Source organism: Candidatus Phytoplasma stylosanthis, from assembly GCF_032886435.1.
GTDB classification, from domain to species: Bacteria; Bacillota_I; Bacilli_A; order Acholeplasmatales; family Acholeplasmataceae; genus Phytoplasma; species Phytoplasma stylosanthis.
Genome location: NZ_JAUZJP010000020.1, coordinates 1 through 5,893 on the forward strand (window position 1 = coordinate 1; position 5,893 = coordinate 5,893).

The following is a 5,893-nucleotide window of genomic DNA, read 5'->3' on the forward strand; positions in this document are numbered from 1 at the left end:
GTAGCATTAATATATTTTTGGCGGTGTTTAAACCACGCTGGGGTTTTTTGTTCTAAATTAATTTTCATTTTTTTCTCTCTTTTCTCTAACAATTGTTAGTTTTTTTTGATGGTTTAAATATTTATTTTAAAATTTATTTTGTTCTTTATTAATAATTTTTGATAATCACTTCTTGGGTTACCTTAGCTGATGTAAGGTTCCTATCAGTGGTCGTTCGGAAAGATTGGATGTTAAAATTTTTAAACAAGGCGGTTATTTTTGATGAATTGTAATTGGTGTATAACCATTTTACCTTGCGATCATGGGCCCGCACTAAACATTGATAAAGTCTTTTATGATCTTCCGATGAGAAAGGTTTTTGATAAAAATTTTTATCTTTAATATTTTCTCGCCAATACGGGGGATCAACAAAGATAAAATCGTTGCTTTGAGTTTGGTTGATAACCGATTCGAAATCACCATTTAACAATTTTAAATTTTGAACATTATTTTTTATTTTTTGGATTTCTGCTAAATCAATGATTGGATTTGAAAAGCGTTTTCTAAAACCAAAGGATAGATGAATTGTGCCATCAGAAAGATATCTAAAAATACCCCAAAAAGCATATTTTAATAAAACATAAAAAAGGGCACTTTTAGAAACACCCCAATCACTTTTATTAAATTTTGCTAACAAATTTTTGAATGCTTCTTTTTGGGTCTTTTGCTCTTTATTCCTATATATTTTGTTTTCTAATTGCCCGACATAAACACAAAACAATGTGGGTTTTGTTAACATATTTTTCCGAAGTTCTATTAAATGATCATCATTATCATTCAAAATAGCAGTTGGAGGTGTAAGAGATTGGAATAAAGTTCCCCCGCCTAAAAAGGGTTCAAAATAATTATGATAACGAACTGGCATATTTTTTAATAAGAGGGGCAACATTTTCTTTTTGCTCCCAATCCAGGGTATTTTCATTATTAAATTCCTTTCTAATGAATAATTTGTGAGACAGATATTAATTATTTTTGTTTTTGAATAAAAAAAAGACCCTTTAAAAGGGGTCTTTAAAATTAATTAAATTTTATTTATTTTTTTCTTTGGCGTTGTCTAATAAAAAAGTAATCATGAAACCATCATATATTAAACAAAGGAAACTATTTAATTTCATCCCAAATTGAAAATTGACAAATAACGCTAATAGATTACTAATAATAAAAAAACAAGTGATAATAATTAAAACGTAATTTTTAGAACGAGGATTATTTTTGATTTTGGATAAAAAGGTTTTGCTTTGGTTTAAAATTGCTTTAATTTGATTTGCCATTTTGTTGGTTTACTCCTTATTATTTTGTTATTTTTAAATAAAAAAAGACCAACAAAAGAGTTGGTCTTAAAATGTATTATTCTAGTTCTTGAGGTTTTGTTGGCGGTCGGGTGGTGTTTAAAAAATTTTTAAAAGGTGGTAAATTTCTATCATGTTCGATACAACCCAAACCACTACCCCAAATATAAAATTCATCTTTTTGCCACCAACTTTTTTCATAATATTCATAATCATATTTTGTGCCATTTTCATCGTAAAGGGTTTTATCTGAACGGCCGAATTTGTCGCGGATTTCGTCGCCAGTATAATGATAACCAGGTTTAACAGGACATTGGTGCAGCCAATTACTAAAAGAATTACAATATTGTTTAAAGATATTTTTTTGAAATGATTCATTTGTACAAACTAAACCATAAACACAATCGTCTGTTTCAAAAGTATGCAAAACCACTTTTATTTTATATGGAATAGGAATTTTTATATAAATAGGATAAGTTATTTCTATATTAGCTCCATCATTTTCAATTTTTTCTTCTTCATAGTCATATTCTTTAACTAAAGGCGGGAAAGTGTAAAGGTTATTTTCACGTTTCCAATCCCGAATTGCTTGGTAGGGGTTAGGGGCGTCAGGGAGTTTGATATATTGTGTATTTTTATAGGTTTCAAAGCTAAAAAGATAAGCATTTTTGGCACCGTTGCTTAATTTTAATAAATCATGGATAGTGTATTTTGGCGATTCCGCTGGTAAAACGCGTATCCCCTCATCAAAATAAAGAGCTTCGATTTCGTCATTTCCCCAAATATTTTTAGCAGGCAATGGGGCAACTAAACCTGTGGTAGGAGTAATGTTGTAACAACCTAATTTAATTAATTTCGGTTGGTTGATGATTTGGTTTTTGATTAAGTAATCATTTATCGCTTTTTCTTTACTTTCACTTACTAAAATATCTAACTTGACTAAATTAAGATTGACATTTGTTGGAACTAGCAATTCTTTAGCATCCCAAAAGACAAAAACTTCTGCAATCGCCATTTCATATTTTAACAGGTCTGGCAAGGTGGATTCCTTATCTCCTTGTGGATATTGGATACAAAAAGGATTATTTCTAGGTTTCAAATAAACTCCTAATAGACCTGGCGGGGGATCTTTTAATTCAAAGCAAAAGAAATCTCGACCATAAGGGTTATAAGAGGGGTTATCCAACCCATCAGTAGAAGTTTCGATCTGAAAATATTTTAAGATTTCAGGGATACTTGCTTTGGATAAAACAGGAATGTCATATCTTTTCATTTGGGGTTGGGACGCTAACCATTCTTGTTGGAGGGTTTGGGAATCAGCTAGTGGTATTTTGGTTTTATTTTGACGATGAAAACCAGAATAAGCAGCAAGAGAAGGAATAACATGAAAAATAATCAACCAGAAAATGAGGCAATAATCTTTAAAGAAAGGGAATTTTGATTAATTTAACCATTATGTAACGACCTCCTTATTTATTAATTTATTCTTGTTTTTGTTCAGCGCTTTTATCCTCTGTTTTATCGGTTATTTCATCTGATTTATTGAGGTTATCATTTAATTTTTCTTCTAATTTATAAAGTTTTTGTTTTAATTCAAATAATGCTTTCCAAATATTTAAAGAATTTTCCATTTCTAAATTCTCGTTTTCATCTACATGTTTTTCTAATCGTACAAAACTTTTACCTATTTCTGTTAAATTTTGGTGTAATTCTTTATCCTGAACTTTTTTTATAAAATAAGCTGGAGCGAAAACGATCGTGAAACCAATAATTAGAAAAATAATTAGAAAAATAATTTCTTTTATTAATTTTTTTAAAATGTTCATATTATAAAAACTCCTTGGTTTTGTTTAGTTAATAAAAATCTTCATTTATTAACGGCAATAAAAAAAAGACTCTTTGTTAAAGAGTCTTGGTTATTGGATAAATATGGTTAAATAAAAAAGACCCTTCGGAAAGGGTCTTTACTTGACTAACAATTAATTTTGTTCTGGGGTTTTATTTAAATCAATTGTTTTAAATCTTTTATTTTTTGTTTGTTGTTTATTCGAAGAACATGCCCATTTTTCTATTTCTTGTATAGAAGCATTTTTCAAATGAGGATTTTTTTGTCTTATTTGACAAATATTTTCTTTTGTTCTTTTTAATGATTGAAAAAATTCATTTACTTCTTTTTCGCTAGGTTCATGATTTGTAATTGTTTTACCTTTGTCGTTGTTTTTCATTGCCATAACTGGATTAATATTGATTAAGGCGAATAAGCATAAATAACTTATTAAAAAGAATGGTAAAAGATGTAATTTATTTTTTATTTGCATCATTTTAACTTATAACTCCTTTTGTTATTTATCCCTCAGCTGAGGTGATTTCATATAGTTCGTTTAATCCAGAAATAATTGAATCTTTATATTGTTTTTCGGAAATTTCATATCCTTTTTCTAAATCTTTTTTTAATTTTTCAGTACGATTTAACATATTTTGGTAGTATTTTTGGTCTGTTTCTAAATTTTTGATTTGAACTTTGATTTTACCGATTTTACCAACTATTTCTGAAATTTCAGCTTGTAGTTTATCGATTTTATCTTCGTTGGCTTTTCTATCAATTTTTAATCTATCTTTTTCTTGTCTTTTTGTTTCTAATTGTTTTTCTAGTTTTTGTTGTTGTGGTTTTAAAGATTCTATTTGAGGTTGAAGAGAATTTAATTGTGATTGGTATTCATCACATTTATTTTGGTATTCGTTAATGACACTTTTTTTTTCATTTAAATAACCTAAATCCAATCCCCAACTCTTTTTAAGTTTATTGATTTCTTCTTGTTCTTGTTCTGATAAATCAGTTGGCAATAAAGTAGGATTAATAGGTTCGGAAAAAAGATAATTTTTAATCTTTTCTAAACGAGCATTAGTTGTTTTGATTTTTGGTTTTTCTTCTTCCACAGAACGTTTTGGTCTAGGAGAAGTTGGTATTTCTTCTGAAAACAATGGTTCTGTTGTTGTTTCTGATTCAGATACTAATGATGTTTCTTTTTGATTTTGAAACCAGAAATAACAAAAAACAAGTCCGAAAATGATAAGAATGAATATAAAAAAACCATTTTTTTCCAAAAAATTTGATTTATTCATTGTTAGAATAACCTTTCTTAATAATAGTGATAATTAAATATAATAATTATCACTATTATACAGTTTTATGAATAAAATGATTAAATAAAATAATTATTAATTTGTTAAACTAATTATTTCAGGAATTTTGCCAACTCGTTTTGCTTGGAGACGTTGTTGGGCACGAGCGTAATTCGGATTTTTTTGTTTTAATTGTTCTTTTATAATATCCACATTTTCTCTTTTATTATTTAATTCTTCTTCTAATTTGGCTTTGTCTTCATATAATTCGTCAGTGTCGGAAGCTTTATCTCTTCCTTTTTCTAATTCTTTGACAATGGTTTCATATTCATTAATCCAAGTTACAAATTCTTTTTTTATACTTTCATTTAATTTTTCAGAGTTTATACATTCATTTTTTAAATTATCTTGGTTAAGACGAATTTTATAATCAGCTATTTTCTTTTCGTAATCTTTGTAGTTGGCTTCGAGTTTGGCTAAATCACGGTCAATGTCTTGAGTATACATTTCTAAAGCTTCTTTCGTAATCATTGGTGAATGTTCTTTGTTTTCGTTAACTACTTCGTTATATAAATGCCACAAACGGTGGCCTTCGTGAAGAACTAAAGTAGCTTTTGACATCCCTTGTGCGAAATTACGTGTAAAAGTAACTGTTTTGCCTAGAATTTTTAGACCATATTTAGCAGGGAATAAGTCAGTGATCTTATCAAAACCTTTAAAAACCCATTTGGTGATATTGCCTGCTGATACTTCATGTTCTTTTTCATAAGTTATCATACGATTATACATTTCGCGATATTTTAATTTTAGGGCTTGATATAATTCTTTTTCGAGGTTAATTTCTTTAAGTTTTTTATCGACTTCCTCAATTTCTTTTTGGATTTCAATACGGCGTTCTTCGGCTGATTGGATTTGTTTGAATATTGATTTTTCATCATTTGTTAAAATTTCAAATCTTTTTTCTAAATCTTTTTTTAATTTTTCAGTACGATTTAACATATTTTGGTAGTATTTTTGGTCTGTTTCTAAATTTTTGATTTGAACTTTTATTTTGCCGATTTCGCCAACTATTTTCGAAATTTCATCTCGGAGTTTATCGATTTCCGCTTGTAATCTAATTTTATCATCGGGGGAAGCTAACTCTTTTTGTCTTTCTTTTTCTTTGATTTCTTTTTCTTTGGTTTCTTTGTCTTTTTCTAATTGGACTAATTTACCTTTTAAAATAGTGATGTTTTTGTCATTTTCGGACATTTTTGCTTTTATTTCTTTAATTTTAGCTTCGTTTTTTTCTAAAGCTTCTTTAATTTTTTCTTTAGCTTCTTGGGTAAGGTCTTTTTGTTCATAAAGGTCTTTTAGTTCTGTTTCACATTTTTCTAATTCTTTTTCCCAATCTTGTTTTAAACCATTGTAGTTATTAATTGTGTCACCATATTTGTCAATGG

At 28.2% G+C, this 5,893-nt stretch carries 7 protein-coding genes; all 7 read right to left on the minus strand.

Annotated elements, in window-relative coordinates:
* Positions 1 to 148: 148 nt before the first annotated feature.
* Entirely contained in the window at positions 149 to 961 is an 813-nt protein-coding gene (locus tag Q8777_RS02225) for a Dam family site-specific DNA-(adenine-N6)-methyltransferase (protein ID WP_318749463.1), read from the minus strand.
* Between the two features lie 106 nt (positions 962 to 1,067).
* Positions 1,068 to 1,310 carry a hypothetical protein gene (locus Q8777_RS02230; RefSeq protein ID WP_318749464.1) on the minus strand — a complete coding sequence of 81 codons (243 nt, stop codon included), beginning with the start codon at positions 1,308 to 1,310 and terminating at the stop codon, positions 1,068 to 1,070.
* Between the two features lie 76 nt (positions 1,311 to 1,386).
* On the minus strand, positions 1,387 to 2,727 hold the full coding sequence (locus Q8777_RS02235) for a hypothetical protein (protein WP_318749465.1): 1,341 nt from the start codon (positions 2,725 to 2,727) through the stop codon (positions 1,387 to 1,389).
* Between the two features lie 82 nt (positions 2,728 to 2,809).
* Positions 2,810 to 3,154: a hypothetical protein gene (locus Q8777_RS02240; RefSeq protein ID WP_318749410.1), complete on the minus strand. Its 345-nt coding sequence runs from the start codon at positions 3,152 to 3,154 to the stop codon at positions 2,810 to 2,812.
* Positions 3,155 to 3,307: 153 nt separating this feature from the next.
* Positions 3,308 to 3,649 (minus strand): hypothetical protein, encoded by a 342-nt coding sequence (locus Q8777_RS02245; protein WP_318749411.1) that lies wholly within the window; start codon positions 3,647 to 3,649, stop codon positions 3,308 to 3,310.
* Positions 3,650 to 3,674: 25 nt separating this feature from the next.
* Positions 3,675 to 4,451: a hypothetical protein gene (locus Q8777_RS02250; RefSeq protein WP_318749412.1), complete on the minus strand. Its 777-nt coding sequence runs from the start codon at positions 4,449 to 4,451 to the stop codon at positions 3,675 to 3,677.
* Between the two features lie 96 nt (positions 4,452 to 4,547).
* On the minus strand, positions 4,548 to 5,893 hold a 1,346-nt coding region (locus tag Q8777_RS02255), incomplete at its 5' end, for a DNA double-strand break repair protein Rad50 (RefSeq protein ID WP_318749466.1).

Bases quoted from the DNA above. Each gene is read 5' to 3' on its own strand.
- Q8777_RS02230 (WP_318749464.1), bottom strand. From the start codon at position 1,310: ATGGCAAATCAAATTAAAGCAATTTTAAACCAAAGCAAAACCTTTTTA.
- Q8777_RS02250 (WP_318749412.1), bottom strand. From the start codon at position 4,451: ATGAATAAATCAAATTTTTTGGAAAAAAATGGTTTTTTTATATTCATT.
- Q8777_RS02225 (WP_318749463.1), bottom strand. From the start codon at position 961: ATGAAAATACCCTGGATTGGGAGCAAAAAGAAAATGTTGCCCCTCTTA.
- Q8777_RS02240 (WP_318749410.1), bottom strand. From the start codon at position 3,154: ATGAACATTTTAAAAAAATTAATAAAAGAAATTATTTTTCTAATTATT.
- Q8777_RS02245 (WP_318749411.1), bottom strand. From the start codon at position 3,649: ATGATGCAAATAAAAAATAAATTACATCTTTTACCATTCTTTTTAATA.